The organism is Paraburkholderia sp. WS6, from assembly GCF_030464835.1.
GTDB lineage: Bacteria > Pseudomonadota > Gammaproteobacteria > Burkholderiales > Burkholderiaceae > Paraburkholderia > Paraburkholderia madseniana.
The window spans coordinates 45,249-69,447 of the sequence record NZ_JALQCK010000008.1 but is presented as its reverse complement, the minus strand read 5'-3'; the positions used below and the strand labels follow the sequence as shown (position 1 = coordinate 69,447).

The 24,199-nt window shown below is 62.6% G+C and carries 20 protein-coding genes; 11 read left to right on the top strand and 9 right to left on the bottom strand.

Annotation, left to right across the window (positions count from 1 at the left end):
* Positions 1–192: 192 nt before the first annotated feature.
* From ompR to M0D64_RS12050, 3 genes are all read left to right on the top strand, one after another.
* Positions 193–918: a two-component system response regulator OmpR gene (ompR, locus tag M0D64_RS12060; protein ID WP_033379433.1), complete on the top strand. Its 726-nt coding sequence runs from the start codon at positions 193–195 to the stop codon at positions 916–918.
* Positions 919–1,111: 193 nt separating this feature from the next.
* A complete protein-coding gene (locus tag M0D64_RS12055; protein ID WP_054039512.1) occupies positions 1,112–2,461 on the top strand; it encodes an ATP-binding protein in 1,350 nt (449 codons plus the stop codon).
* 189 nt (positions 2,462–2,650) lie between these two features.
* Complete coding sequence (locus tag M0D64_RS12050; RefSeq protein ID WP_154563139.1) at positions 2,651–3,199, top strand: peroxiredoxin; 549 nt, start codon at positions 2,651–2,653, stop codon at positions 3,197–3,199.
* Positions 3,200–3,313: 114 nt separating this feature from the next.
* On the opposite strand, the gene ispF is transcribed toward M0D64_RS12050, so the two are convergent.
* The gene (gene ispF, locus M0D64_RS12045; protein WP_074285992.1) at positions 3,314–3,793 is read right to left on the bottom strand and encodes a 2-C-methyl-D-erythritol 2,4-cyclodiphosphate synthase; all 480 of its coding nucleotides are present in this window, start codon (positions 3,791–3,793) and stop codon (positions 3,314–3,316) included.
* 46 nt (positions 3,794–3,839) lie between these two features.
* Entirely contained in the window at positions 3,840–4,556 is a 717-nt protein-coding gene (ispD, locus tag M0D64_RS12040) for a 2-C-methyl-D-erythritol 4-phosphate cytidylyltransferase (protein ID WP_266257852.1), read from the bottom strand.
* A 121-nt stretch (positions 4,557–4,677) separates the two neighbouring features.
* Here ispD and mfd point away from each other — a divergent pair, with 121 nt between their 5' ends.
* The 4 genes from mfd (at position 4,678) to mscL (ending at position 11,130) form a co-directional block, all read left to right on the top strand.
* Positions 4,678–8,160: a transcription-repair coupling factor gene (gene mfd, locus M0D64_RS12035; protein WP_154563135.1), complete on the top strand. Its 3,483-nt coding sequence runs from the start codon at positions 4,678–4,680 to the stop codon at positions 8,158–8,160.
* Positions 8,161–8,252: 92 nt separating this feature from the next.
* Positions 8,253–9,503, top strand: a complete 1,251-nt coding sequence (argE, locus tag M0D64_RS12030; protein WP_266257851.1) for an acetylornithine deacetylase — start codon at positions 8,253–8,255, stop codon at positions 9,501–9,503.
* 55 nt (positions 9,504–9,558) lie between these two features.
* A complete protein-coding gene (locus tag M0D64_RS12025; RefSeq protein ID WP_154563131.1) occupies positions 9,559–10,593 on the top strand; it encodes a pyridoxal-phosphate dependent enzyme in 1,035 nt (344 codons plus the stop codon).
* 87 nt (positions 10,594–10,680) lie between these two features.
* A complete protein-coding gene (gene mscL / locus M0D64_RS12020; RefSeq protein WP_266257850.1) occupies positions 10,681–11,130 on the top strand; it encodes a large conductance mechanosensitive channel protein MscL in 450 nt (149 codons plus the stop codon).
* A gap of 166 nt (positions 11,131–11,296) precedes the next feature.
* On the opposite strand, the gene M0D64_RS12015 is transcribed toward mscL, so the two are convergent.
* The 3 genes from M0D64_RS12015 to M0D64_RS12005 form a co-directional block, all read right to left on the bottom strand.
* A complete protein-coding gene (locus tag M0D64_RS12015) occupies positions 11,297–13,288 on the bottom strand; it encodes a response regulator (protein ID WP_266257849.1) in 1,992 nt (663 codons plus the stop codon).
* Between the two features lie 79 nt (positions 13,289–13,367).
* Positions 13,368–13,847: a response regulator gene (locus M0D64_RS12010; RefSeq protein WP_154563125.1), complete on the bottom strand. Its 480-nt coding sequence runs from the start codon at positions 13,845–13,847 to the stop codon at positions 13,368–13,370.
* Between the two features lie 78 nt (positions 13,848–13,925).
* Positions 13,926–15,536: an ATP-binding protein gene (locus M0D64_RS12005; RefSeq protein ID WP_266257848.1), complete on the bottom strand. Its 1,611-nt coding sequence runs from the start codon at positions 15,534–15,536 to the stop codon at positions 13,926–13,928.
* Between the two features lie 396 nt (positions 15,537–15,932).
* Between M0D64_RS12005 and M0D64_RS12000 the strand changes: the two genes are divergently transcribed.
* A complete protein-coding gene (locus tag M0D64_RS12000; protein ID WP_028196609.1) occupies positions 15,933–16,427 on the top strand; it encodes a hypothetical protein in 495 nt (164 codons plus the stop codon).
* A 109-nt stretch (positions 16,428–16,536) separates the two neighbouring features.
* Here the strand turns inward: M0D64_RS12000 and M0D64_RS11995 are convergent, their stop codons facing one another.
* Positions 16,537–19,008 carry an AsmA family protein gene (locus tag M0D64_RS11995; RefSeq protein WP_266257847.1) on the bottom strand — a complete coding sequence of 824 codons (2,472 nt, stop codon included), beginning with the start codon at positions 19,006–19,008 and terminating at the stop codon, positions 16,537–16,539.
* Positions 19,009–19,194: 186 nt separating this feature from the next.
* Between M0D64_RS11995 and M0D64_RS11990 the strand changes: the two genes are divergently transcribed.
* Together M0D64_RS11990 and fetB are read left to right on the top strand one after the other, a co-directional pair.
* On the top strand, positions 19,195–19,905 hold the full coding sequence (locus tag M0D64_RS11990; RefSeq protein ID WP_266257846.1) for an ATP-binding cassette domain-containing protein: 711 nt from the start codon (positions 19,195–19,197) through the stop codon (positions 19,903–19,905).
* Positions 19,902–20,708: an iron export ABC transporter permease subunit FetB gene (fetB, locus tag M0D64_RS11985; protein ID WP_266257845.1), complete on the top strand. Its 807-nt coding sequence runs from the start codon at positions 19,902–19,904 to the stop codon at positions 20,706–20,708. Before M0D64_RS11990 ends, fetB begins: the two co-directional genes overlap by 4 nt.
* A 113-nt stretch (positions 20,709–20,821) precedes the next feature.
* Here the strand turns inward: fetB and M0D64_RS11980 are convergent, their stop codons facing one another.
* Together M0D64_RS11980 and M0D64_RS11975 are read right to left on the bottom strand one after the other, a co-directional pair.
* Positions 20,822–21,385: a DUF6013 family protein gene (locus M0D64_RS11980; protein WP_154563117.1), complete on the bottom strand. Its 564-nt coding sequence runs from the start codon at positions 21,383–21,385 to the stop codon at positions 20,822–20,824.
* A 299-nt stretch (positions 21,386–21,684) separates the two neighbouring features.
* Positions 21,685–22,701: a zinc-binding alcohol dehydrogenase family protein gene (locus M0D64_RS11975; protein WP_266257844.1), complete on the bottom strand. Its 1,017-nt coding sequence runs from the start codon at positions 22,699–22,701 to the stop codon at positions 21,685–21,687.
* A 162-nt stretch (positions 22,702–22,863) separates the two neighbouring features.
* Between M0D64_RS11975 and M0D64_RS11970 the strand changes: the two genes are divergently transcribed.
* A complete protein-coding gene (locus M0D64_RS11970; RefSeq protein ID WP_266257843.1) occupies positions 22,864–23,829 on the top strand; it encodes a LysR family transcriptional regulator in 966 nt (321 codons plus the stop codon).
* Positions 23,830–23,886: 57 nt separating this feature from the next.
* Here M0D64_RS11970 and M0D64_RS11965 read toward each other — a convergent pair whose 3' ends face one another.
* Complete coding sequence (locus tag M0D64_RS11965) at positions 23,887–24,189, bottom strand: hypothetical protein (protein ID WP_266257842.1); 303 nt, start codon at positions 24,187–24,189, stop codon at positions 23,887–23,889.
* Positions 24,190–24,199: the final 10 nt, after the last annotated feature.

Sequence of the window (24,199 nt, the reverse complement as noted above, 5' to 3'; positions counted from 1 at the left end):
CAAACCCCGGTAGCGAGCCGGGTGCGAGAGTTTTAGTCGAGTGAAGTATCCACCGAACAGCCGCATTCAGTAAAGGAGTCTACCTGCCCGTGCTTTACGTCGTGCCACAGTGCGGGTAAATTTTGTAACTGACTGTAACCCGATAAATGATGCAACCGCGCGCTACTTTCTAATCGCGCTAAGATGCCGACCATGGAAACCAAAAACCCTTCGAAAATCCTCGTCGTCGACGACGATCCGCGCCTGCGCGATCTGCTGCGCCGCTACCTCGGTGAACAGGGCTTCAATGTCTACGTTGCCGAGAACGCGCCGTCCATGAACAAGCTCTGGGTGCGTGAGCGCTTCGACTTGCTGGTGCTCGATCTGATGCTGCCCGGCGAGGACGGCCTGTCGATCTGCCGCCGCCTGCGCGGCAGCAACGACCGCACGCCGATCATCATGCTGACGGCCAAGGGTGAAGACGTCGACCGTATCGTCGGCCTCGAAATGGGCGCCGACGACTATCTGCCCAAGCCGTTCAACCCGCGCGAACTGGTCGCGCGGATTCACGCAGTACTGCGCCGGCAATCGCCGTCGGAGTTGCCAGGGGCGCCGTCCGAAACCACCGAGGTGTTCGAGTTCGGCGAGTTCGCGCTGAATCTGGCCACCCGCACGCTCACCAAGGCCGGCCAGGAAATCCCGCTGACCACGGGTGAGTTCTCGGTGCTAAAGGTATTTGCGCGTCACCCGCGTCAGCCGCTGTCGCGTGAAAAGCTGATGGAACTGGCGCGCGGCCGTGAATATGAAGTGTTCGACCGCAGTCTCGACGTGCAGATTTCGCGTCTGCGCAAGCTGATCGAACCGGATCCGGGCAGCCCGCGTTTCATTCAAACCGTCTGGGGCCTCGGCTACGTGTTCATTCCTGACGGTGCAGCCTGAGTTTGCTCTCGCCTGCCAGTGTCGACCAGAGTTGGCGCTTTAGCGCCTTATCTCTGGTCCCATGCAGAGCGGTCGACCAGAGTTGGCGCTTTAGCGCCTTAGCTCTGGTCCCATGCAAAGCAGTCGACCAGAGTTCGCGCTTCCGCGCGATTACTCCGGTCCCATACAAGATAGTTCCAGATAAGAAGGGCCCATGCGGATCGACCGGCGCCTCCTGACGCTCGCGTTCGGCGGCCTTTTCTGGCGGACCTTTCTGTTGATCGCACTGTTGATCGCAGTCAGTCTCGCCGCGTGGTTCCAGAGCTTTCGGGTGATCGAACGCGAGCCGCGCGCACAGCGCGTGGCGTTGCAACTGGTCGCCATCGTCAAGCTCACGCGCACCGCACTCCTCTATTCCGATCCCGATCTGCGGCGCGCCTTGCTGCAGGATCTGGAGAGCAATGAAGGGGTGCGCGTATACCCGCGCGAAACCACCGACAAGTACAAACTCCAGCCCGACGAGTCGCTGAACCGGCTGATCGAACACGACATTCGTGGCCGTCTCGGCGACGACACGGTCATTGCACAGAGCGTGAACGACATCCCCGGCGTCTGGATCAGCTTCAAGATCGACGACGACGATTACTGGGTGGCGCTCGACCGCGATCAACTGGACAACGCGACGGGCCTGCAATGGGCCGGCTGGGGCGTGTTTGCGCTGGCGCTGTCACTTTTCGGCGCGGCGTTCATCACCAGTCTCGTGAACCGCCCGTTCGCCCGGCTCGCCATGGCCGCGCGCAAGGTCGGCTCAGGCCAGTCGCCAGAGCCCTTGCCCGAGCGCGGCATGGGCGTGGCCGCCGAGACCAATCGCAGTTTCAACCAGATGGTGCAGGACCTCGAACAGCTCGAGGCCGACCGCGCGCTGATGCTTGCCGGTATCTCGCACGATCTGCGCACGCCGCTCGCGCGGCTGCGGCTCGAAACCGAAATGAGCCCGTCCGACCAGGCCACCAAAGATGCAATGGTCGACGACATCGAGCAGATGGACATGATCATCGGTCGGTTCCTCGATTACGCCCGTCCGGTGCAGCGGGTGCCGGAGCCGGTCGACCTGTCGGTGATCGCGGGCGAGCTTGCCGCGCGGATGCAAAGCGAGGACAGCATGCGGCTGATTACGCGCCTCGCGCCATCGGCGGTGATCGAGGCGGATGAGACCGACATGCGGCGCGTGGTCGGCAATCTGCTGGAGAACGCGCGCAAGTACGGTTTGAGCGACGGCGACGGCATACCGCACGTGATTCTGGAAACGCGGGTATCGCACTCGCGGGTCGAATTGTCCGTGGTCGACGAGGGGCCCGGAATTCCTGAAGACCAATTGGCGCTTGTCACGCGACCGTTCTATCGCGTGAATTCCGCGCGCACCCAGGCGAACGGCACGGGCCTCGGCATGGCCATCGTGCAGCGGCTGGTAGGCCGCTATCGCGGCGCGCTGCGTCTGCGCAATCGCACACCAGGCCCGGGCCTCGAGGTCACGATTGAGTTTCCGCTCGCAAAAGGCGCCTGAACCGGCAGGGGCGTTGCGTCGCCCGTGCACCCCCCGGCCGCGTTGAGTAACAACTCCCCCAAGGCGTTAGATGGATACTATTGAACGGATACCTTCATAGGGCCATACTCGCAAACGTGCAACGTAGTTGTTCCGACGAGCTGATAGCGTCAAACATGCTGTTTTTCCATCTCACGAAGGAGCCCCTGCATGAAAACCGTTGGCGATAAAGTCGAAGCGTTCACCGTCACTGCGGCCAAGCCGGGCTTCAACAACCATGAAGAAAACGGCGTGTCCGCGTTCGAAGAGATCACGGAGCAGTCGTTTCCGGACAAGTGGAAGATCATCTATTTCTATCCGAAGGACTTCACGTTCGTGTGCCCGACCGAAATCGTCGAGTTCGACAAGCTGGTCAAGGATTTCGACGAGCGCGACGCGGTGTTGCTCGGTGGCAGTGTGGACAACGAATTCGTCAAGCTGGCCTGGCGCCGCGAGCAAAAGGACCTGAGCAGGTTAAATCACTATTCGTTTGGTGACGTGAAGGGCGAGTTGATCGACCAGCTCGGCGTGCGCGACAAGGAAGCCGGCGTGGCGCTGCGCGCTACGTTCATCGTCGATCCGGACAATACGATTCAACACGTTTCGGTGAACAATCTGAACGTCGGCCGCAACCCGACAGAAGTGCTGCGTATTCTCGACGCTCTGCAAACGGACGAAGAGTGCCCTTGCAACCGCCCGATCGGCGGCGCAACGCTGTAATCCGCATATTGCTGCTGAAGGTGAACAGGTTTTTTTCGCGCGCAGCGGGATTAAGATTTTTTCGCTGCGCGTTCATGGTTTTTGTGAAAGAACCGCAAACACCAAAACCCAGCATCAATTCTTGATCAACAAAACCGCTGCCTGCGCTTCAATGCCCTCGCCTCGCCCGAGGTAGCCCAGCTTCTCATTAGTCTTGGCTTTAACATTAACCCGTTCAACCGGCAGGTTAAGATCCGCAGCGATATTAGCCCGCATCCCTTCGATATGCGGCGCCAGCTTGGGCGCCTGAGCCACCACGCTGCTATCCACGTTAGCGATAGAAAACCCCGCCGCTGTCACGCGAGCAAAACACTCCCGCAATAAAACCCGGCTATCCGCGCCAGCGAACTTCGCATCCGTATCGGAGAAATGCCGCCCAATATCGCCCATCGCGGCCGCGCCGAAAATAGCATCGGTAATCGCATGCAACAGCACATCAGCATCCGAATGTCCGAGTAGCCCGCGCTCATAGGGAATCGTCACGCCGCCGATAATCAACGGACGTCCCGGCACCAGCGCATGCACGTCATAGCCCTGCCCAATTCTGAAATCCATATGCGTCAAGTCCTCAAGCCCATTGATTAAAATCTGATTTATCCATTCAGGAAGCCGAAGACGGCCGGCACAAAATCGCCTCGGCCAGATCGAAGTCTTCCGGATAAGTGACCTTGAAGTTACGCAAACTCCCCTGCACCAGCCTGGGTGCGTGTCCCAGCCACTCGATCGCGCTCGCTTCGTCGGTCAAATCGTGGCCGTCCGCCTGCGCGCGCAAAATCGCCTCGCGCAACATGCCGATGCGGAACATCTGCGGCGTCTGCGCTTGCCACAGACCATCTCGTGCCTCCGTGCGGGCAATCCGCCCGTCAGACGAACCCGGGTCGATCCGCTTCAAGGTATCCGCCACCGGCAAGGCCATGATGCCGCCCACCGCGTCGTCCTTCAGCGCGCCGATCAGCGTGCGGATCAAGCCAGGCGTAATGCCCGGCCGCGCGGCGTCGTGCACCAGCACCCAGTCGTCGTCGTGCGCGCCGAACTCGACCAGCGCGTGCAGCCCGTTCAGCACCGACGCCTGGCGCGACGCCCCGCCGGCGCGGCGCACGGCGAAACGCAGGCCGCTGAAGCGGCGGGCGTCGAAATGCTGGTCGTCGGGGGCAATCACGACAAGGGTTTGCACAAACTCGCTGCAGGCGTCGAAAGCCGCCAGCGAGTAATGCAACATGTCGCGACCGGCGACAGTGCGATATTGTTTGGGCATCGCGGCGCCGGAACGGCTGCCGGTGCCAGCGCACGGAATCAGGGCAAATAGACGGGAAGTCACGAGTGCGGATGCCGCGAGGTCAAAGTAAAGGACGGATTTTATAATAGGTCCTTCGCATCTACGCCCCGACACGCGTAAACTTGCCGATCACGTGTGAGCCCGAGGCCGCTTTTTCTCTTCTATGCCAGACATCGCCGCATCATCGCAGTACTCCCCGCCCGTCGCGCTCGTCAAGGCCGGCCAGCGTTTCGCCTTCGACGGCACGCACGGCTCGTCCGACGCGCTGCTGATCGCCCGCTACCATCTCGCCTACCGCGAGAAGGTGCCGCTGCTGGCGGTCGTCTGCGAAAGCGCCGTCGACGCGCAGCGGCTGGCGCAGGAAATCAGCTTTTTCGCGCCCGAGGCACGCGTGCGTTTGCTGCCCGACTGGGAGACGCTGCCTTACGATACCTTTTCGCCCCACCAGGATCTGGTCTCCGAGCGCCTCGCCACGCTGCACGATCTGGGCGAAGGCCGCTGCGACATCCTGCTGGTGCCGGCCACCACCGCTTTGTACCGGATGCCGCCCGCCTCGTTCATGGCGGGCTACACCTTCTCCTTCTCGCAAGGTGAACGCCTCGACGAGGCCAAGCTTAAAGCGCAGTTGACGCTCGCCGGCTACGAGCACGTGAGCCAGGTGGTGCGTCCCGGCGAATACTGCGTGCGCGGCTCGCTGCTCGACCTCTACCCGATGGGCTCGCCGCTGCCCTACCGGATCGACCTGTTCGACGACCAGGTCGACTCGATCCGTGCATTCGACCCGGACACCCAGCGCAGCCTCTATCCGGTGAAGGACGTGCGTCTGCTGCCTGGCCGCGAATTCCCCTTCGACGAAGCGGCGCGCACGGCTTTCCGCAGCCGCTGGCGCGAGACCTTCGAGGGCGATCCAAGCCGCGCGTCGATTTACAAGGACATCGGCAACGGCGTGCCGTCGGCGGGCATCGAATACTATTTGCCGCTCTTTTTCGAAGAAACGGCGACGCTGTTCCATTACCTGCCCGAAGGCGCGCAACTGGCGTTCGTCGGCGATCTGGACGCGGCGATCCGGCGCTTCACCAACGACACCAAACAGCGCTACAACTTCCTGTCGCACGATCGCGACCGGCCGATTCTGGAGCCGCAGCGTCTGTTCCTCTCGGACGAGGATTTCTTTGCGTTCGCCAAGCCGTTCGCGCGGCTCGCCTTGCCCGCCAACGCGGGCGGCGGCTGGTCAACCCCGCTGCCGGATCTTGCGATCGACCGTCACGCGGAAGATCCGGTCTCGGCTTTGCGTACCTATCTCGAGACCACGCCGAACCGCGTGCTGTTCGCCACGGAATCGGCGGGCCGTCGTGAAACGCTGTTGCAACTGCTGGCCGATAATCACCTCCGGCCTGTATCGAGCGACAGCTTCCAGGACTGGCTCACGAGCGACGAACGTTTTTCGCTAGGCGTCGCGCCTTTGGCGAACGGCTTTGCGGTGCCCGTCGACGGCATCGCGATCATCACAGAAACCGAGCTTTACGGCCCACTCGCGCGCCGCACGGGACGGCGCCGCCAGGAGCAGGCGAGCAACGTCGATTCGATGGTGCGGGATCTGTCCGAGCTGAAGCTCGGCGATCCGGTCGTGCATTCGCAGCACGGCATCGGCCGCTATATGGGCCTCGTCACGATGGATCTCGGCGAAGGCGAAACCGAGTTCCTGCACCTCGAATACGCGGGCGACAGCAAGCTTTACGTGCCGGTCGCGCAATTGCACGTGATCTCGCGTTACAGCGGTGCGGATCCGGAAAGCGCGCCATTGCATTCGCTCGGCTCGGGCCAATGGGAAAAGGCCAAGCGCAGAGCCGCGCAGCAGATCCGCGACACCGCGGCCGAGTTGCTGAACCTGTACGCCCGGCGCGCCCTGCGCGAAGGCCATGCATTCGCGCTCGAACCGAGAGACTATGTGAAGTTCGCCGAGAGCTTCGGCTTCGAAGAAACACCGGACCAGGCCGCGGCGATTGCGGCCGTAATCGGCGACATGACGAGCGGAAAACCGATGGATCGCCTCGTGTGCGGCGACGTCGGCTTCGGCAAGACCGAGGTGGCCTTGCGCGCGGCATTCATCGCGGTGATGGGCGGCAAGCAGGTTGCGCTGCTCTCGCCCACCACGCTGCTCGCCGAACAGCACACGCAAACCTTTAGCGATCGATTCTCCGACTGGCCGGTGCGCATCGCCGAATTGTCGCGCTTCAAGTCGACCAAGGAAGTCAACGCGGCGATCCAGCAGATCAACGAAGGCACGGTCGATATCGTGATCGGCACGCACAAGCTGCTGTCGTCGGACGTGCAGTTCAAGCGGCTGGGACTCGTGATCATCGACGAGGAACACCGTTTCGGCGTACGTCAGAAAGAGGCATTGAAAGCGTTACGCGCCGAAGTCGATGTGCTCACGCTCACTGCGACGCCGATCCCCCGTACGCTCGGCATGGCGCTCGAAGGCCTGCGCGATTTCTCCGTGATTGCCACCGCGCCGCAAAAGCGCCTCGCGATCAAAACCTTCGTGCGTCGCGAAGAAGACAGCGTGATTCGCGAAGCAATGTTGCGCGAGTTGAAACGTGGCGGCCAGGTGTACTTCCTGCATAACGAAGTCGAAACGATCGAGAATCGCCGGCAGATGCTGGAAGCACTGGTGCCCGAAGCACGTATCGCCGTCGCGCATGGACAGATGCATGAGCGCGAACTCGAACGCGTGATGCGCGACTTCGTTGCCCAACGCGCAAACGTTCTGCTGTGCACGACGATCATCGAAACCGGTATCGACGTGCCGAGTGCCAACACGATTCTGATTCACCGCTCCGACAAGTTCGGCCTCGCGCAATTGCATCAGTTGCGTGGCCGCGTAGGCCGTTCGCATCACCAGGCGTATTCGTATCTGCTGGTGCATGACCCGCAAGGTCTGACCAAGCAGGCGCAGCGCCGCCTCGAAGCGATCCAGCAGATGGAGGAACTCGGCTCGGGCTTCTATCTCGCGATGCACGACCTCGAAATCCGCGGTACGGGTGAAGTGCTCGGCGACAAGCAATCGGGCGAGATTCAGGAGATCGGATTCCAGCTTTACACCGACATGCTGAACGACGCCGTGAAGGCGCTCAAGGAAGGCAAGGAGCCGGACCTCACCGCACCGCTCGCGGCGACCACCGAGATCAATCTGCACGCACCCGCGATTCTGCCGGCGGACTATTGCGGCGACGTGCAGGAACGCCTGTCGCTCTACAAGCGCCTCGCTAATTGCGAACACAACGATTCGATCGACAGCATTCAGGAAGAGTTGATCGACCGCTTCGGCAAGTTGCCGCCGCAAGCGCATGCGCTTGTCGAGACGCATCGTCTGCGGCTGGCGGCGAAGCCCTTGGGCATTTCGAAGATCGATGCAGGCGAAACGGTGATCGGCTTGCAGTTCATCCCCAATCCGCCAATCGACGCGATGCGGATCATCGAGATGGTGCAGAAACACAAGCACATCAAGCTCGCGGGCCAGGACAAGCTGCGCATTGAAACGCGCAGCCCGGATCTGGCCGTGCGTGTGGCGACGGTGAAAGAGACCTTGCGCGCACTCGGTACACCCAGCCGCGGCACGGCTGCCGCGGCTGCCGCGCGCTAACGCCGTATGTTGCGGTGCGCAAACGCGCGCCGCAGCATACGGGTGCGTTTTTTTTGGGTATGATCGAAAGACTCAAATGCCGGAGTCTTGTCATGTCTCACGTCGCTGAAACAGCGCAGTCCTCGCAAAGCCCCGCCTCTGAATCGAATTCTTCTTCGCCTGCCTCGCTGCCAGCCTCGCTTCCGTGGGTGACCCGTCTCGTGTCGATGGACACGGTAAGCCGCAATCCGAATCTCGGTCTGATCGAGATCGTACGCGACGAATTGCGCGCAGTCGGCATCGAAGCCACACTCACCCACGACGAAAGCGGCAAATGGGCGAATCTCTTCGCAACGATTCCCGCACACGACGGTGAGACAAATGGCGGCGTGGTGCTGTCGGGCCATACGGATGTCGTGCCCGTAGACGGTCAGCAATGGGACAGCGATCCGTTCAAGCCGGAAATTCGCGGCGACAAGCTGTACGGCCGCGGCACCTGCGACATGAAAGGCTTCATTGGCGCGGCGCTTGCACTCGTGCCCGAGATGCAGCGCACCAGACTCGCGAGGCCAATTCACTTCGCGTTGTCGTTCGACGAGGAGGTGGGGTGTGCCGGCGCACCGCTCCTGATTGCCGATCTGATGAAGCGTGGTGTGAAGCCGGACGGCTGCATCGTCGGCGAGCCGACCAGCATGCGCCCGATCGTGGCACACAAAGGCATCAACGCATATCAGTGCTGCGTGCGCGGCCAGGCGGCGCATTCGTCGCTCACATCGAAGGGCTTGAATGCGATCGAATACGCCGCGCGCCTGATCTGCTACATCCGCGATATGGCCGATCAATTCCGCGCGCAAGGCCCGTTCGACGAACTGTACGACGTGCCCTTCACCACGGCGCAAACCAGCACGATCATCGGCGGCAACGCGATCAATACCGTGCCCGCCGAATGCAAGTTCCAGTTCGAATTCCGCAATCTGCCCACACTCGATCCCGAACCGATCTTCGAGCGCATCGATCAATATGCGCGCGAAACGCTGCTGCCGAAAATGTTGCGCGAGCATCCATCTGCCGCCATCGAGATCACGAAGATCGCCGCGGCGCCCGGCCTCGATTCGTCTGAACAAGCCGCAATCACGCAACTCGTGCGTGCGCTGACCGCGGACCAGGACAAGCGTAAGGTCGCGTACGGCACTGAAGCGGGGCTGTTCTCGCTGGCGGGCATCCCGAGCATTGTGTGCGGTCCCGGCGACATCCAGCAGGCGCACAAAGCCAACGAATTCGTCGCGCTGGATCAACTCGTGGCATGCGAGCGCTTCCTGCAAAAATTCATCCACAGCATGTCGGTCGAGGCGCACGCGCACTGAAACTGAGCGCGGTAAAAACGGTCTTAGCCATATCGAGGAAAAACACGCCCACGCCATGTCAACCGCCACACCGCAGCACACCGACCATACGATCAACGGCGAGCCGATCCCCACTCTCGACGACATCGCCACGCAGCACTTTGCGTTGACGCCATGGGTCACGCGAACGCCGGTGTTCGACCGGCTCGACTTTCCGTCGCTGGAAGGCACGGTGGTGAACTTCAAGTTCGAGTTGCTGCAAGCGGGTGGCAGCTTCAAGGCGCGCGGCGCGTTCACTAACCTGCTCGCGCTCGACGAAGCGCAACGCAGCGCAGGCGTCACCTGTGTGTCGGGCGGCAATCATGCGGTGGCGGTCGCGTACGCCGCCATGCGTCTTGGCGTCAGTGCGAAGGTCGTGCTGTTTCGCGCGGCCAATCCGGCACGCGTCGCCTTGTGCCGGCAATATCACGCCGACATCGTCTTCGCGGAAAACCTTGCCGAAGCCTTCGAGCTCGTGCGCCGTATCGAGGCGGAGGAAGGCCGTTATTTCGTGCATCCGTTCAACGGCTATCGCACCGTGCTCGGCTCAGCCACGCTCGGCTATGAATGGGCTACGCAAACGCCCGACCTCGAAGCGGTGATTGTGCCGGTCGGCGGCGGCGGTCTCGCTGCCGGTGTGGCCACCGCCATGCGGCTCGCGAATCCGCGGGTGCACATGTACGGCGTCGAACCGGAAGGATCGGATGTGATGGGCAAAAGCTTTGCCGCCAATCACACGGTCAAGATGGGTCATATGCACACCATCGCCGATTCATTGGCATCGCCGCATACCGAGGAATACAGCTACGAGTTGTGCCGTCGCCATATCGACCAGCTCGTCACGGTATCCGACGACCAGTTGCGCGCCGCCATGCTGACCTTGTTCGGACAACTGAAGCTAGCTGTCGAACCGGCCTGCGCCGCCGCTACGGCAGCCCTGCTCGGACCGCTGCGCGAAACGCTGCAAGGCAAACGCGTGGGCGTGCTGCTGTGCGGCACCAATACCGATCCGGTCAGTTTCGCCGCGCATATCGAACGGGCGCGCCATAGCCAGTCACAGTTTCCAGAATAAACCCAATCCTTCCTTTCCGTGCCAAAAGACTAGCCTATCCTTCTCAGATTGGTATGATTCGATAATCGACTTCTGGGAGGAACGTATATGAGCATGATCAAGGAGTTCAAGGAATTTGCCCTCAAAGGCAACGTAATGGATCTCGCCGTCGGGGTGATTATCGGCGGCGCATTTTCCACCATCGTCAATTCAATTGTTAAAGACCTGATCATGCCGGTTGTTGGCGTTGCCACCGGCGGCCTCGATTTCTCCAACAAGTTCGTTCGCCTCGGCGATATTCCCGCCAGCTTCAAAGGCAGTCCTGAGTCGTATAAAGACTTGCAAACAGCAGGCGTGGCAGTGTTCGGTTATGGCTCGTTTATCACCGTGGCCATCAACTTCGTGATCCTCGCGTTCATCATTTTCCTGATGGTCAAGTTCATCAATAATCTGCGCAAGCCGGCTGATGCCGCGGCGGCAGAACCGCCGCCAACGCCCGAAGAAGTCGTGCTGCTGCGTGAAATCCGCGATTCGCTGAAGAGCTCGCCGCAGCGCTGAGCCGCCTGGGTTAAGTCACCCGGGTTTGGTCAACCTGAATCGCGTTAAACATTCGCGTCGGTACATTAACCGGTGCAAATAAATAAGGCCTGTCGCGAGAAAATCGCCACAGGCCTTTTTCATTCCGCGTGCAGATTGCGTCGTCCGAGTCGACGTGGCGAACACACTAAGCGTTCTTTTCGTCCCCTTCGTCCTTCTCCGCCTTCTGATTCACCGCGCTTTCGATCATCGTCTCGAGCTGTCCGAAATTGACAGGCTTGGTCAGATGCGAAGTAAAGCCGGCGCTCAGGCAACGGCGCACATCATCATCGGTACCGAAGCCGGTCAACGCGACCGCCGGTGCATCCGAACGCTCGCGGAACGCTTTGACGAAATCGAGGCCTGTGCCATCGGGCAAGCCCACGTCGCTGATCACCAGATCGAACGTCTGTGCCTGGGTGGCGGCGAGAGCATCGTCCACACGGCCCACCATGGTCACGTCGTGACCCAGGCTGCGAATCAACTGCGCCATCACCTCGGCGGTATCCACATGGTCTTCGATCAGCAGAATGGTCAGCAGGCCGTGATGACGAACCTCATCAGGCGCTGCAACGGGTGTTAGCTCCTCCGGCGCGGCGGCGGTCGGCAGCGTGATCGTGAAAGTCGCGCCGCAGTGCGCGCCCGGGCTCTGTGCGACCACCGTGCCGCCGTGCACATCGGTCAGGGCCTTCGTGATCGCGAGACCCAGGCCCAGGCCGCCGAATTGCCGCGTCATGTTCTGGTTGCCTTGCTCGAACGCGTTGAACAGTTTGCCGATCTGTTCGGGCTCGATGCCGATGCCCGTATCCTCGACCGATATCTGCACATGCATGCGTTCGTCGTGCGTGCGCACGTAGATATGGCCGCCGTCCGGCGTGAACTTGGCGGCGTTGCGAATCAGGTTCCACAGCATCTGTTGCAGCCGTGCACGGTCGGCGAGCACGTAATGGTGCTGCGCATTCGTGCAGACGTGCACGTCCTGCTGCTTGACCTGGATCTCACTGCGAAAGAGTTCGAGCACGCTGTCTATCACCTCGTGCACGTCGACGGTTTCGAGCGACAAACGCAGCTTGCCGTTCGCCACGCGCGTGAGATCGAGCAGGTCGTCGATCAGGCGCGCTTCGAGCTCGACGTTGCGGCGAATCATGCGCACGCTCGCACGCGCCTGATCGGGCAGCCCCGGGATCATCTCCAGCACGCTAGCCCCCGCCAGAACGGGCGTGAGCGGCGTGCGCAATTCGTGCGACAGCATGGCGAGGAAGCGGTCTTTCGCGCGATTGGCTTCTTCAGCGATCTGGCGGGCAGCCTGCTCCGAGGCGAGCAGCCGTTCGCGCTCCTCGATCGCCTCGCGCTGCGGATGAATGTCCGTGCAACTGCCGAACCATTTGCTGACGTTGCCTTCGGCGTCGCGCATGGCGACCGCGCGGATGTCGAACCAGCGATAGGCGCCATCGTGGCGGCGAATTCGCAGTTCGTGCCGGTAGTCACCGGCGCCGCCCGTCACTGCCTTGAGCCAGGTACGGCGAATCTCTTCGCGATCGTCGGGATGCACCGCTTCGAGCCACGCGAGACCGTACGAACTGCTTTCCGCCAACCCGGTGTAGTCGAACCACTGCTTCGAGAGGAAATCGCAATCGCCCGCGGCGTTGCAGGTCAGCACGAGGTGCGGCAACGCCTCTGACAAGGTGCGGTAATGCTGTTCGCGATCGCGCAGCAGCAAGGCTTCGTCCGAGGCCTTCTGCAAACGCACCTGGGAGAGCACCCGCTCCACCGCCTCGGGCAGGTAATCGAGGTAGTCGCCGGATTTCGGCACCACGTCGGATACGCCCGCGCGCAAGGCTTCGATCACACGGGATTCGTCAGTAAAACCGGTCACGAGGATGGCGGGAATCCGCACGCCTTCCGCGCGCAAGCGGCGAAAGAAGTCGAGGCCGGTCTCCGGCCCGCTGAGCTGGTAATCGAGCACAAGCAGGTCGGGTGCGCCCGCGGCGAGGCGCGCGCGGGCCGCTTCGACCTGCGAGCAGATTGCAACCCGGCAGCCGGCGCGTTCGAGCGACTTGCGCGCGAGCCGCAGGATGCCTTCGTCGTCATCGACGACCAGCACATACGCGGCAGGCTGCGTGGACACGTCTTCGGTCATGCGGAGTCTTCTCTGGCTAGGTCCGGTGTGACTATCTTGTCATGGGGCGCTTGCGGAGCGCCTTCATATAAACCTTCCGTCACGGCGCGGCCAGCCGGTGGCCCGACGGCAGTTTGACCACCTGCAGGAAGAAGCCGAGGCGGCGCACCGCTTCGATGAACGCGTCGTACTCGACTGGCTTGGTGATGTAGACGTTGCAGCCGAGTTCGTAACAGCGCGCAATTTCGCGCGGATCGTCCGTCGTGGTCAGCACGATCACGGGCACCGCGGCTGTCTGCGGCGAATCCTTCAGACGCCGCAGCACCTCGAAGCCATCCACGCGCGGCATTTTCAGATCGAGCAGCACGACGAAATTCGTCAGATCTTCGCGAGGTGGGTAAGGACTGGCAGCGGCGTCCGCCGGCGCCGGGCCGAAGAAATAATCGAGGGCCTGCTGGCCGTCGCGAAAGCGCACGAAACCGTTCGAAATACCGGCGCGGCGCAGATTGCGCTCGACCAGCGTAGCGTGGCCGTCGTCATCTTCGATCAGCACGATACTGACCGTTTCCCCGTGACTCATATGCCCTCCGTACCGACAATCCACTTTTGCATGGTGCTTTTAACTATCCCCACCGTTTCCTCTGGTGCCTGTCGCGGTTCAATAGCGCGCAGGCTGTTCTGGTAACACGACAAAAAAGGTCGATCCCGCGCCTTCCGCCGACTCGACCCAAACGCGGCCGCCATGCCGTTCTACCATACGCCGCACCACCGCGAGACCGATGCCGTCTCCGTTCGCGACGTCGCCGTGCAGGCGCTGAAACGCCCGGAACACCTTCGACATATACGCCGCCGGAATCCCGAACCCGTTGTCGCGCACATAATAGGTGCGCGTGCGCAACGCGCGCGGCTCCGTTTCGTCGACCGGTTCCGGCTCCAGCGCGCCGATCTCGATGCGCCCGTTGCGCGCCGGGTCGAGATAATTGAGCGCGTTACCGATCAGGTTGCCGAAAATCTGCTCGATCGCACCCGGGTCGCCCCATGCAGGCGGCAACTCGCGCACGGTCACCACCGTCCCGCACTGGCTGATGGTGCCTTGCAGCGCATCGACCACCTTGCCCACCACCCGCCCGACGCTCACCCGCTGCCACTGATATTCGAGCCGCCCGGCGCGTGAAATCCGCAACAGCGCGTCGATGATCGCCGCCGCCCGCGTCACCGCGGTGCGTAGATATTGCAGAGACTCGCGCACGTCGCCGTCAAGAATATGCGCCATACGCCGATGTTCGGCCTCCGGCAGTTTCGCCGCCTCGACGAGGCTGTCCAGTTCGTCGCACGACACCTGCAATTCTTTCGAAAAGCCTTGCAGATTCACCAGCGGCGAGCGCAGATCGTGCGACACGCTGTAGATGAACATTTCGTTGTCTTGCGTCTCCTGGCGCAGCTCCTCGTTGACACCAGCCAGTTCCCGCGCGCGCGCTTCGAGCCGTACTTTCAGCCTGGCTTGCTCGCCTTCGGCCTCGCTTAGGCGTTCGCCCGTCTGATGCAGCACCGCGTCGAGCGCGGCAATTTCGTCGTTGCCGGACAGCGGCGCCGCAAGCTGCCGCCCGCTGCCGAGGCGCTCGGCATTGCCGGTCAACACCTCCAACCGCCGGCCGATGCTGCGCGCAAACACGACTGCAGTGGCCGCCCAGATCAGCATCGAGCCCAACACCGCGGCGATCAGCGCGTATTGCTGGCGTTCGCGGCGCCGTGCCAGGGCCGCGCCGCGCTCGGCGTCGAGCCGCGAGGCCTCATTGCTGAACTCGGTGAGCTGATCGCGAAACAGTGCGATCTGCTGGGGAAGCGCGCCCGTGTCCAGCGCGGCAAACGAATTCAGGTTGCGTCCTGCGCGCAGCGCCTGCGAGATCGCGGCGGCCTGCACGCGATAGGTGTCGATCGCCTGTTGCATCTTGCGCACGCGCACCACCTGCTGCGGCGTATCGGCCACCAACGTTTCCAGATTCGAAAGCCGGTCGCCGAGATCGACCCATACGGTGTGGCGGTCGACAAACGACGGATCGCCGACGACCATGCCCGTGCGGACCCGCACTGCCTGACGCAGCAGCGGATCGACAATGGCCGACGACTGATAGAGGATCTGCTTGCTGTTGCTGACCCACCGCGCGGCCTGCGCTGTTTGCTCCTGGGTATCGAAGACGACGCCCAGAAGCGCCAGCTCGACCACGCTCGGCACTGCAATCAGCAGCAGACCCTTGGTGAATAGTTTCATGTTCGCCCGAAGGGTCGTTCAAGCCGCGGCGGTGCGCACGGACCATGCGCCTCGCCTCGGCATGCGGGCGGGCCGTTGCGGTGCAGGACTGGCCAGCACGCCGCGGTGCAGCCGGACGGGCCATTATCGACGTGAATGTGAGATATTTCAACGTAGCGGCAAGATGCGCTCACCCACATAAAAATGACTTTTTTATTGATACGAGTTGTTTTTTCGGCGGCGCGGGCGTCTATGATGGAGACAGATGTGCTGGGAAGCGAAAGCGCGCGGCGAGGCGGTTCGGCATGATTCGTGCGGGAGGCGGTGGGACGGCGTAGATGCCGAATCATCGTGAATCCGGCCTTGTCGTATGCTATAAAAGATCGACGTGCGGCGCGCGAAGCCGGGAGTTGTCGCATGAGGACGCTGCGTTTCTTGCAATTCTTTTTCAGGCGAATTTTTATGTCCTTCCCGAAAAAGCGTAGACGCGCGAAGGTGGACGGCGATGAGTCGTTCCTCGCGGTACTACGGCATTTCAAGCCGTTCGGTCAGCTCGACACCAAAATTGCGCGCGCCCGCGCGCAGGACGAGCCGGTACTCTATGCACATGTGCTGCCCGGGCTCGACGTTCTTCTGTGCAGCGTGCGCGGCGCCCAGCCGCCCTATCCCGCGCCAGCCGAATTGCGGCGGCGTTGTATCGAATCCATTACCAATGCATTGGAACAGCCGCTCGATGGACTCGAGAACGGCGGGTATTGGTATGAAGCCGACGGGTTTGGGTTTCTGGTCTTTGCCAGCCGGGCCAGAGGCAAGATCCTGACGGAGTTTGGCGCCACTCGCGTTGGCGGCGCCCGGCGAGGGGTTCGCAGGCAGGATGCGGCGGGGGATGCCGCTCCGCGCTCGCTAAGGTAGTTATTTCCTTTTCTTTATCGGCGCCGATGACTTCGAGCACGCGGCGCCGATTGCCGTTTTTTCTTTCGCCCGCGCGGCGCCTGTTGGTCTGCAGACAAAGCAGAAAACATTAACTCCCCTTATATTCGGCCCCCGTGGCCGGCGCCGTGACCGCAGGCTTCCTGTCGGCCGCACCCGGTGAGGCAGCGCCAGAGGAAGACTTGTTCACTGGCGCGCCGTCGAGGGAAATGGCCGGCTTGGGCTGTTGCTTCATACCCGGCGGCGGCGCGGTCGGCGCCTGACGAACCTGCGACAGCAACTGCCCGCACGGCAGCGGTTGGTTATTGCTAGGCGCAAGCAGCGGAATCAGCGCCGCAAACGGATTGATCAATCCGAGCCCGATAACAGCCCCCCCTCGCAGCGCCAGCGCGGTCGCGTTCACCCCAACGTGCGGATCCTTGAACGTCCCCTTCACATACAGCGGCGAGCGCAGCGAAAACACCCGGAAGCCCTTGGTATGCGGATGCACGCCAAGATCCATCGATTCGTCACGCAGATTCACGTTGCCGTCGATGTTGATGACCGCGTCGTCCGTGTCGAGCGCGAACACACGCGAATCCAGCACACCGTTCGTCGCGACAAAATCCGCGGCCGCGCAGTTGATCTTCACGTCGCGATTGCCGAACAGCTTTTCATAGACCACGTTCGCCACATTCAGGCCCGCGGCTTCCATCAGCAGGCGGCTTACCGTCCCGTCGGTGATCAATGCCTTCACCTCTCCGTTCGACGTCGCTGCAAGCGCTGCCGGCGAGTTGCCGGTTGCGGTCAGCGCGGCGTCACCGTTGATTTCGCCGAGCGCATTCTGCATCGTCTTGAAGTTCGGAAACAACTGCTTGAGCTTCAGATGCCGCGCCGACATCGCGAAGCGGCCCTTCAGCGGCGTCGCGCTGCCGTCCAGATGAATATCCGATGACAACGAGCCGCCTGCCACGCCGAACTTCAGCGGCTCGAACGACAGTACGCCGTCGGTCATCACGACGTGCGTGTACAGGTCCGTGATCGGCAGATTGGCGTCCTTGACGATGCGGCGCCCCGTGAACTTCACGTCGGCGTCGATCGCCTTCCAGCGGTCGGTGCGGAATTCTTCGACCGGCAGAACCTTGTTGCCCGGCTGCACCGTCGCGTCGCCCCGTTTGGCCTTGCTGGCGTTCGAGTCCGCGCCGATGACCGGTGCCAGATCGGCGAATTGCAGCAAATGCGACACCAGCTCGCCCTGCAACAGCGGACGCGGCTCACGCGCCGTGTAGGTCAGCGAGCCATTCAGATCGCTGCCGCCCACCCGGCCTGTAAAATTTTCATAACTGAAGACGTTGCCGCCGGACTTGAACTGGCCGACCAGACGCCCCTCGGTCGCATACGGGGGTGTGTCGGGCAAGGTCACGCCCGTCAGCGAATACAGTCGCGCCAGACTGTTGCCTTGCAGCCAAAGTCGCAGATCGACCGCGGCAAGATGCGCCGGATCGGTGATCGTGCCCACGAGGCCGACGCGCAGATCGCCGGCCTTCACATCGGCCTGCACCGGGAACGGCCGGTTCGCGTCCTGCAACGCCAGCACGCCGCCCACCTTGCCGCTGCCGGATACCGGCGTCTTATTGTAGGTACCCTTGACGGTCCAACCGATCGCGTACGGCGGGATCGCCGGCTTTGCGCCGTTCGCCGTGCCTGCCTCGCTGGCGTTCGACGCCGAGGCTACTGCGGCGCCGCTTGCACCCTCGCTTGCACCGTTCACCCCGCTGGCAACCAGCGCACCCGAAGCGCCATTCGCCGCCGTCGCGCCCGACGCGGCGATATCCGTCGACGAGGCGCCGGAAGCCGCCGCCGCGGACGCCGCCGCTTCCGATGCAGCCTGCGCGTTGGCCTGTGCCGTCAGCTTGCTCGCCCCCGCTTTACCGACCGCCTCCGCCGATGCGCTGCGCGATGCCGTCTCCTGCTGTTTCATCACCTCGCCGAGCGGAATCGGCTGGCCGAGCGTATCGATGGCCATCTGCATCTCGACCTTCTTCTGCTGATCCGACAGCCCGATATTGCCTTTGGCAAACGCGATGTCGTGCAGATCGAGCTTCCATTCGGAAGGCCCGCTGGAAGACGCCAGTTTGAAGGTCCAGTTGTCGCGCCCGTCGAGCAGTCGTTCGAGGTCGACCGAAGGATTCACGAGGTTGATCGCGGGAATCACGATGTCGTGCGCGAGCAGCGGCAGCACCTTGACCTGGAAGTCGATTTCGTCCAGCGTCGCGAAGTGCGGCTGTTTGGCCCAGTCGGGATTACCTACCGTGATACTGGCCGCCGAAAACCGCGGCCAGGGCACCCAGCCACGCCAGCCGGTTTCGCCGACCGGATGCTGCCAGCCTACTTTCAGATCGCCGTTGATCGCGAACGGCCGGCCGATCGCCTGCGTAACCTTGTCGTCGATGTAGGGACGGGCCCGGTTCCAGTCAAAGGTCAGAATGAAGATGGTCAGGGCGACAATCAGAATGACGATGATCGCCAGCAACCATGCGATGATTTTTCCTATCCGTCTTCCAGTCGTGCTCGACACTGCCATTGAGAAGCTCCGCCTTTGTTCTTCGTTGTGCATGAGGGACAGCACGTATCGTGCCTGGTGTTATTGTCTAATAGGGGTCGTTTTATCATGCCGCACAGTTCGGGCACAGGTTTCCCTGCCACGGAAACGTAAGGAAATGTCATGGCGGCCTCCGAATCCACGCAAAAATCCACCACGTCCTAACTCATGACAAATGTTCCCTTCGTCCTTGCGGACGGCATCGCGCGGCGCGATGCATTGCGCGGGCAAACGCTGCTGCAGCCGACGACCTTCGCCCTCTGCGCGGGCGACCGCGTCGCGGTCACCGGGCCGTCGGGCTCGGGCAAGAGCGTGTTTCTGCGCGCCCTCGCCCTGCTCGATCCGCTCGATGCCGGACGCATCATGTGGCACGGCGCGGCGGTCGAGCGCGCCGCCATTCCACGTTACCGGCGCAACGTCGCGTATATCCGGCAGCGGCCCGCGCTGCTCGACGGCAGCGTCGAGGACAACCTGCGTTACCCGTTCGAATTGCGGACCTACCGCGACGTGCGCTTCGATCGCGCACGCGCGGCAAGCCTCGCCGCTCAGGCCGGCCGCGGCGACGATTTTCTCGACAAGCGCGCGAGCGAATTGTCCGGTGGAGAAGCGCAGATCACCGCGCTGATTCGCGTTCTGCAACTCGCGCCCGAAGTGCTGCTGCTGGATGAACCCACCGCGTCGCTCGACCCGGAGTCGTCGCGCGCGATCGAGGCTTTGGTGCACGCGTGGTTCGCGGCTGAACCCGGCCGGCATGCGTCGATGTGGGTGTCGCACGATCCGGCGCAAGCCGCGCGCATGAGCGAGCGGCACCTCACGATGCGCGCCGGCGTGCTCGACGAATCCTCGGTGACGCCCGCGCATCAGGAGCTCGATCAATGACATTGCAAAACCTGAGTCTCTGGGACGTCGCGATCGCCGCGTTGCTGATCGCGGTGAATGGCGTGGTGTCGGTGGCGCTCAAGCTCGACCTCGAACGCAAGCTCGCGTGGGCGGCGGTACGCACCGTCGTGCAATTGCTGGCGATCGGCTATGTGCTCGGCTGGGTGTTTCGCTATGACCACTGGTTCGTGGTGCTGCCCTTGATGATCGTGATGACGCTGATCGCCGGCTTCGCGGGGGCGCAGCGCGGCAGCCGCACGTACGCCGGGCAGCGTGCGGACAGTGTGCTGTCGATCTGGGTCAGTTCGTGGCTGGTGGCCGCGGTCGGACTCTTCGTCGTGATCCGCATTCACCCATGGTACGAGCCGCAGTACGCGATTCCGATTCTCGGCATGATCCTCGGCAATACGCTCACCGGCGTGTCGCTCGGCATCGAACGGATGACCGAGGAACTGACCGCGCGGCGCGATCGTGTGGATATGGCGCTCGCGCTCGGCGCGACCCGTTGGGAAGCGGCGCAGGCGCCGGCGCGCCAGGCGGTGCGCGCGGGCATGATGCCCACATTGAATCAGATGGCCGTGGTCGGTGTGGTGAGTTTGCCCGGCATGATGACCGGGCAGGTGCTGGCCGGTCAGTCGCCGTTGCAGGCGGTGCGTTACCAGATCGTGATCATGTTCCTGATCGCGGCGGCCTCAGCCCTGGGGACGGTGGGCGCGGTGCTGCTCACGTATCGGCGGCTCTTCTCGGCGGAGCACCGGTTCCTGTCGGCGCGGCTGGTGGAGCGGGCCGCGGCGCAGCGTTGATGGGGCAAACAGCATACGCTGGGCGACGCGGCCGGCGTCGCCCTTTCGCGGTTTGTCTCATCGGCCGCGCGCCGTGGGCGCGGCACTCATCGCGCAGGCTTCACGCGTAACCGTCAGCGTTTCGCGGTGACCGCCACTTCGGTGCCGTCATTGAGCGTCAGCGTTTTTGTGGTGCCGTTGGTCGGCATCGTAAAACGCAGAATCTGGCTGACTGCCACGCTGTTCGGACACTTGAGCGTTTTGCCGCCGCTCGTCACCGTCTTGACGCCATGCGGCGTCTGCGCCTGGAAGCTCAATTGCACTGACGCGGTGCCGTCACTGCCGACGACCGGCGCAAAACGGATCTGCGTCTGGCGAATCATCGCGCCGTTGGTATCGGTTGGCAGCGACGAGTAATTCGGGCAGCTATCCGTCGCGGGCACGGGGCCGCCTGGCGGCACCGTCTTCCACGTGAAGTCGTCTGATTCGCCGGAGCGGATCGTACGCGTTTCCTGTGAATTGCCGAACTGTTTCGACGTGACACGGACCGTATAGCGGATCGGACCGTCGAGGGCGGACTGCGACGTCACCGTGATCGGCGTGGCTGCGTGAGCTGCCGTCACGAGCATGCCGGACGCGAGCGCGCATGCGAGAGAAGCAACAACTGAAACGGCGGAGAGTTTGAAGCTGGAGCTCATACTGTCACCTCGTTGTTGTGCCGCTGCGCGCCCGCTCGAGCGCTACTGCCAATGCACCGCCTGACTGGAGCCTGATTCACACCTGGTGAATACCTGGTTAGCACCTGGTAGCACCTGGTTAAACCCGGCTGAGGCCCTGCCAGACGAGCTGCGAGACGCGCAACTGTTTTAGCATGATGCCCCACCAGTCTACCGCCAAGCGGCGCCGCGCGCGCTTCATACGAATCGGGTGTTACCCCGCTTGCGTTGAGGCGTTTTCTGCGCGTGCGACGTGACAGGAATGCCAACCCCAGCTCTGGCTAGAAGCCCGTCAGCACCAGCTTGCCGATCGCGCGCCCCTCTTCGAGCAGTCGATGCGCACGGCGCAGATTGTCGGCGTTGATCGTGCCGAGATTCTGGCCGACCGTCGTGCGCAACGTGCCTGCATCGACGAGACGCGCCACCTCGGTGAGCAGCTTGTGCTGCTCGATCATGTCCGGCGTCCCGAACATCGAACGCGTGAACATGAACTCCCAGTGGAACGCGGCGCTTTTCGCCTTTAACAGTTCGACAGGCACCGGCTGGCTGTTTTCGACGATCGTGCAGATGCCGCCCTGCGGCTTGACCACCTCAGCGGCTGCCGGGAAATTATTGTCGGTATCGTTGAAAATCAGCACGTAATCGACCTGATCGATGCCAAGCTTTTTCAACTGCGCGGGCATATGGTCGAAGTGATCGACGATATGATCCGCGCCCAACTCCGTCGCCCACTTCGCCGATTCAGGGCGCGAGGCGGTCGCGATGACTTTGAGTTTCGCGAGTTGCTTGGCCAACTGAATGCCGATCGAACCCACCCCACCCGCCCCGCCGATGATCAGCACCGTGCGGCCTTCATCCGCGCCTTGCGGCGACACGCCGAGGCGGTCGAAGAGTGCTTCCCAGGCGGTGATCGCGGTCAACGGCAAAGCGGCCGCGTGCGTGAAATCGAGCGATGCCGGCTTGCGCCCGGCAATGCGTTCGTCGACCAGATGGAACTCGCTATTCGCGCCCGGCCGGGTAATGCTGCCCGCATAGAAAACCGGGTCGCCGACCTTGAACAGCGTGACGTCGGGGCCAACCGCCACCACCGTGCCGGCGGCGTCCCAGCCGAGCACCCGCGGCGCTTTCTCGACGGTGTCTTTCGGGGCGCGCACCTTGGTGTCGACCGGATTGACGGAGATGGCTTCGACCTTCACCAGCAGGTCGCGGCCGGCGGCTTCGGGTTTTGCAATCTCGACGTCGACTAGGGACTCGGCTTGATCGATCGGCAAATAACGATAGAGACCTACAGCTTTCATCACAGCTCCTATTCTTTCAGATGAGGTTAAGAAACCGGCGATCGATGCCCACGGCGCCTGGCGCCACGCAGGGTAATCGATCGCATTGACGTCATCGTAAAGCGGTTCTTATTCTCATAAAAGCATCATAATGACTGAAACATCTTTTTGAATTTCAGAATAATGGACGAGCCTGCCGACCCTGTGGAACCCGCCGCAAAGCCCTCGTCCGGCGAGCGGGAACGACTCGATCTACTCGACGTCGCCCTGTTCGTGCGGGCCGCCCTGCTCGCCAACGTGTCGGCGGCCGGCCGCGAATTCGGCCTGTCGGCGGCGGTGGCGAGTTCGCGCATCGCACAGCTCGAAAGGCTCCTTGGCGCGCGACTGCTGCATCGGACCACCCGTCGCATCAGTCTCACGCAGGACGGCGAAGTGTTCATGACACGCGCCCAGTCCTTGCTCGACGCAGCCGATGCCGCACGCGCCTCGGTCGGCCGCGCGCAGGCCGAGCCGCAGGGGCGCCTACGGGTGTCGATGCCGTCGTCGTTCGGGCGGCAGCACATATCGCCGGTGATCAGCGAATTTCTGCGCCGCTATCCCGGCGTGAGCGTCGACCTGCGTCTGACGGATCAGATGGTCGATCTGGTCGATGCGGGTATCGACGTGGCGATCCGGGTCGGCGTGCTCAAGGATTCGTCGTTGGTGGCGCGGCGCCTCGCCGTCAACCGCCGTGTGCTATGCGCCGCGCCCGCTTATCTCGCCGCGCGTGGGGCGCCGCACCATCCTTCGGACCTCGCACAGCACGAATGCATCATCCTGTCAGACCAACGCGACTGGGCATTCGTGACGCCCGCCGGACCGCTTACGGTGCGCGTGAGCGGACGCCTCGTCGTCGACAACGGCGAAGTCATTCGCGACGCCTTGCTGGCCGGTTTCGGTATCGCGCTAAAGTCGACCTGGGACGTGGCGCCGTATCTGCGCAGCGGCGAACTGGTCAGCGTGCTCGACACCTATCCGCTCGCGGAGCAAGTGGCGATCTGGGCGGTCTATCCCAGCCGTGCGTTCGTGCCGCCGAGGACGCTCGCGTTTATCGAGTTCCTTGCCGCGCATTTCGGCGATCCGCCTTATTGGGATGTGGAGCCGGTGTGAGCCGAACGCCGGATCGGCACGACGCGACGTTTTCCGCGGATCAGCGCACAGGCAGCATCAGCGCTTGCTGGGCCTGCCAACACCTGCTTTGCCATCGGAGTTGATGTCCGTGTGCGCATCGTTCTGCGTCTTTTGCTGATACTCGTCACCACCGCGGCGGTCCGTGTCCTTCAGTCCGCGCTCGATGTCGCGATGCGCCTGCTTGCCGACGCGACGCGGAGCGTCTTCGTGTTGCGATTCCGGGTCCTGATCGGTTTCATGCGGCAGCGGCGCCGATGCCTCCTCGCGTGAACGCGGAGACTTCTTTGCATGCGGGTCGGCCTGTTTCTCGCCGTCGGACGATTGCGCTGAGGTCTTCATGGTTTGCTCC

Excerpts from the sequence above, each read along its gene's own strand:
- M0D64_RS11965 (WP_266257842.1), bottom strand. The coding sequence starts at position 24,189 with ATGAAGACCTCAGCGCAATCGTCCGACGGCGAGAAACAGGCCGACCCG.
- argE (WP_266257851.1), top strand. The coding sequence starts at position 8,253 with ATGTCTCACGTCGCTGAAACAGCGCAGTCCTCGCAAAGCCCCGCCTCT.
- M0D64_RS12025 (WP_154563131.1), top strand. The coding sequence starts at position 9,559 with ATGTCAACCGCCACACCGCAGCACACCGACCATACGATCAACGGCGAG.
- fetB (WP_266257845.1), top strand. The coding sequence starts at position 19,902 with ATGACATTGCAAAACCTGAGTCTCTGGGACGTCGCGATCGCCGCGTTG.
- M0D64_RS12005 (WP_266257848.1), bottom strand. The coding sequence starts at position 15,536 with ATGAAACTATTCACCAAGGGTCTGCTGCTGATTGCAGTGCCGAGCGTG.
- mfd (WP_154563135.1), top strand. The coding sequence starts at position 4,678 with ATGCCAGACATCGCCGCATCATCGCAGTACTCCCCGCCCGTCGCGCTC.
- mscL (WP_266257850.1), top strand. The coding sequence starts at position 10,681 with ATGAGCATGATCAAGGAGTTCAAGGAATTTGCCCTCAAAGGCAACGTA.
- M0D64_RS11980 (WP_154563117.1), bottom strand. The coding sequence starts at position 21,385 with ATGAGCTCCAGCTTCAAACTCTCCGCCGTTTCAGTTGTTGCTTCTCTC.
- ispF (WP_074285992.1), bottom strand. The coding sequence starts at position 3,793 with ATGGATTTCAGAATTGGGCAGGGCTATGACGTGCATGCGCTGGTGCCG.
- M0D64_RS12050 (WP_154563139.1), top strand. The coding sequence starts at position 2,651 with ATGAAAACCGTTGGCGATAAAGTCGAAGCGTTCACCGTCACTGCGGCC.
- M0D64_RS12055 (WP_054039512.1), top strand. The coding sequence starts at position 1,112 with ATGCGGATCGACCGGCGCCTCCTGACGCTCGCGTTCGGCGGCCTTTTC.
- M0D64_RS12000 (WP_028196609.1), top strand. The coding sequence starts at position 15,933 with ATGAGGACGCTGCGTTTCTTGCAATTCTTTTTCAGGCGAATTTTTATG.
- M0D64_RS11990 (WP_266257846.1), top strand. The coding sequence starts at position 19,195 with ATGACAAATGTTCCCTTCGTCCTTGCGGACGGCATCGCGCGGCGCGAT.
- M0D64_RS11970 (WP_266257843.1), top strand. The coding sequence starts at position 22,864 with ATGGACGAGCCTGCCGACCCTGTGGAACCCGCCGCAAAGCCCTCGTCC.
- ompR (WP_033379433.1), top strand. The coding sequence starts at position 193 with ATGGAAACCAAAAACCCTTCGAAAATCCTCGTCGTCGACGACGATCCG.
- M0D64_RS11975 (WP_266257844.1), bottom strand. The coding sequence starts at position 22,701 with ATGAAAGCTGTAGGTCTCTATCGTTATTTGCCGATCGATCAAGCCGAG.
- M0D64_RS11995 (WP_266257847.1), bottom strand. The coding sequence starts at position 19,008 with ATGGCAGTGTCGAGCACGACTGGAAGACGGATAGGAAAAATCATCGCA.
- M0D64_RS12015 (WP_266257849.1), bottom strand. The coding sequence starts at position 13,288 with ATGACCGAAGACGTGTCCACGCAGCCTGCCGCGTATGTGCTGGTCGTC.
- M0D64_RS12010 (WP_154563125.1), bottom strand. The coding sequence starts at position 13,847 with ATGAGTCACGGGGAAACGGTCAGTATCGTGCTGATCGAAGATGACGAC.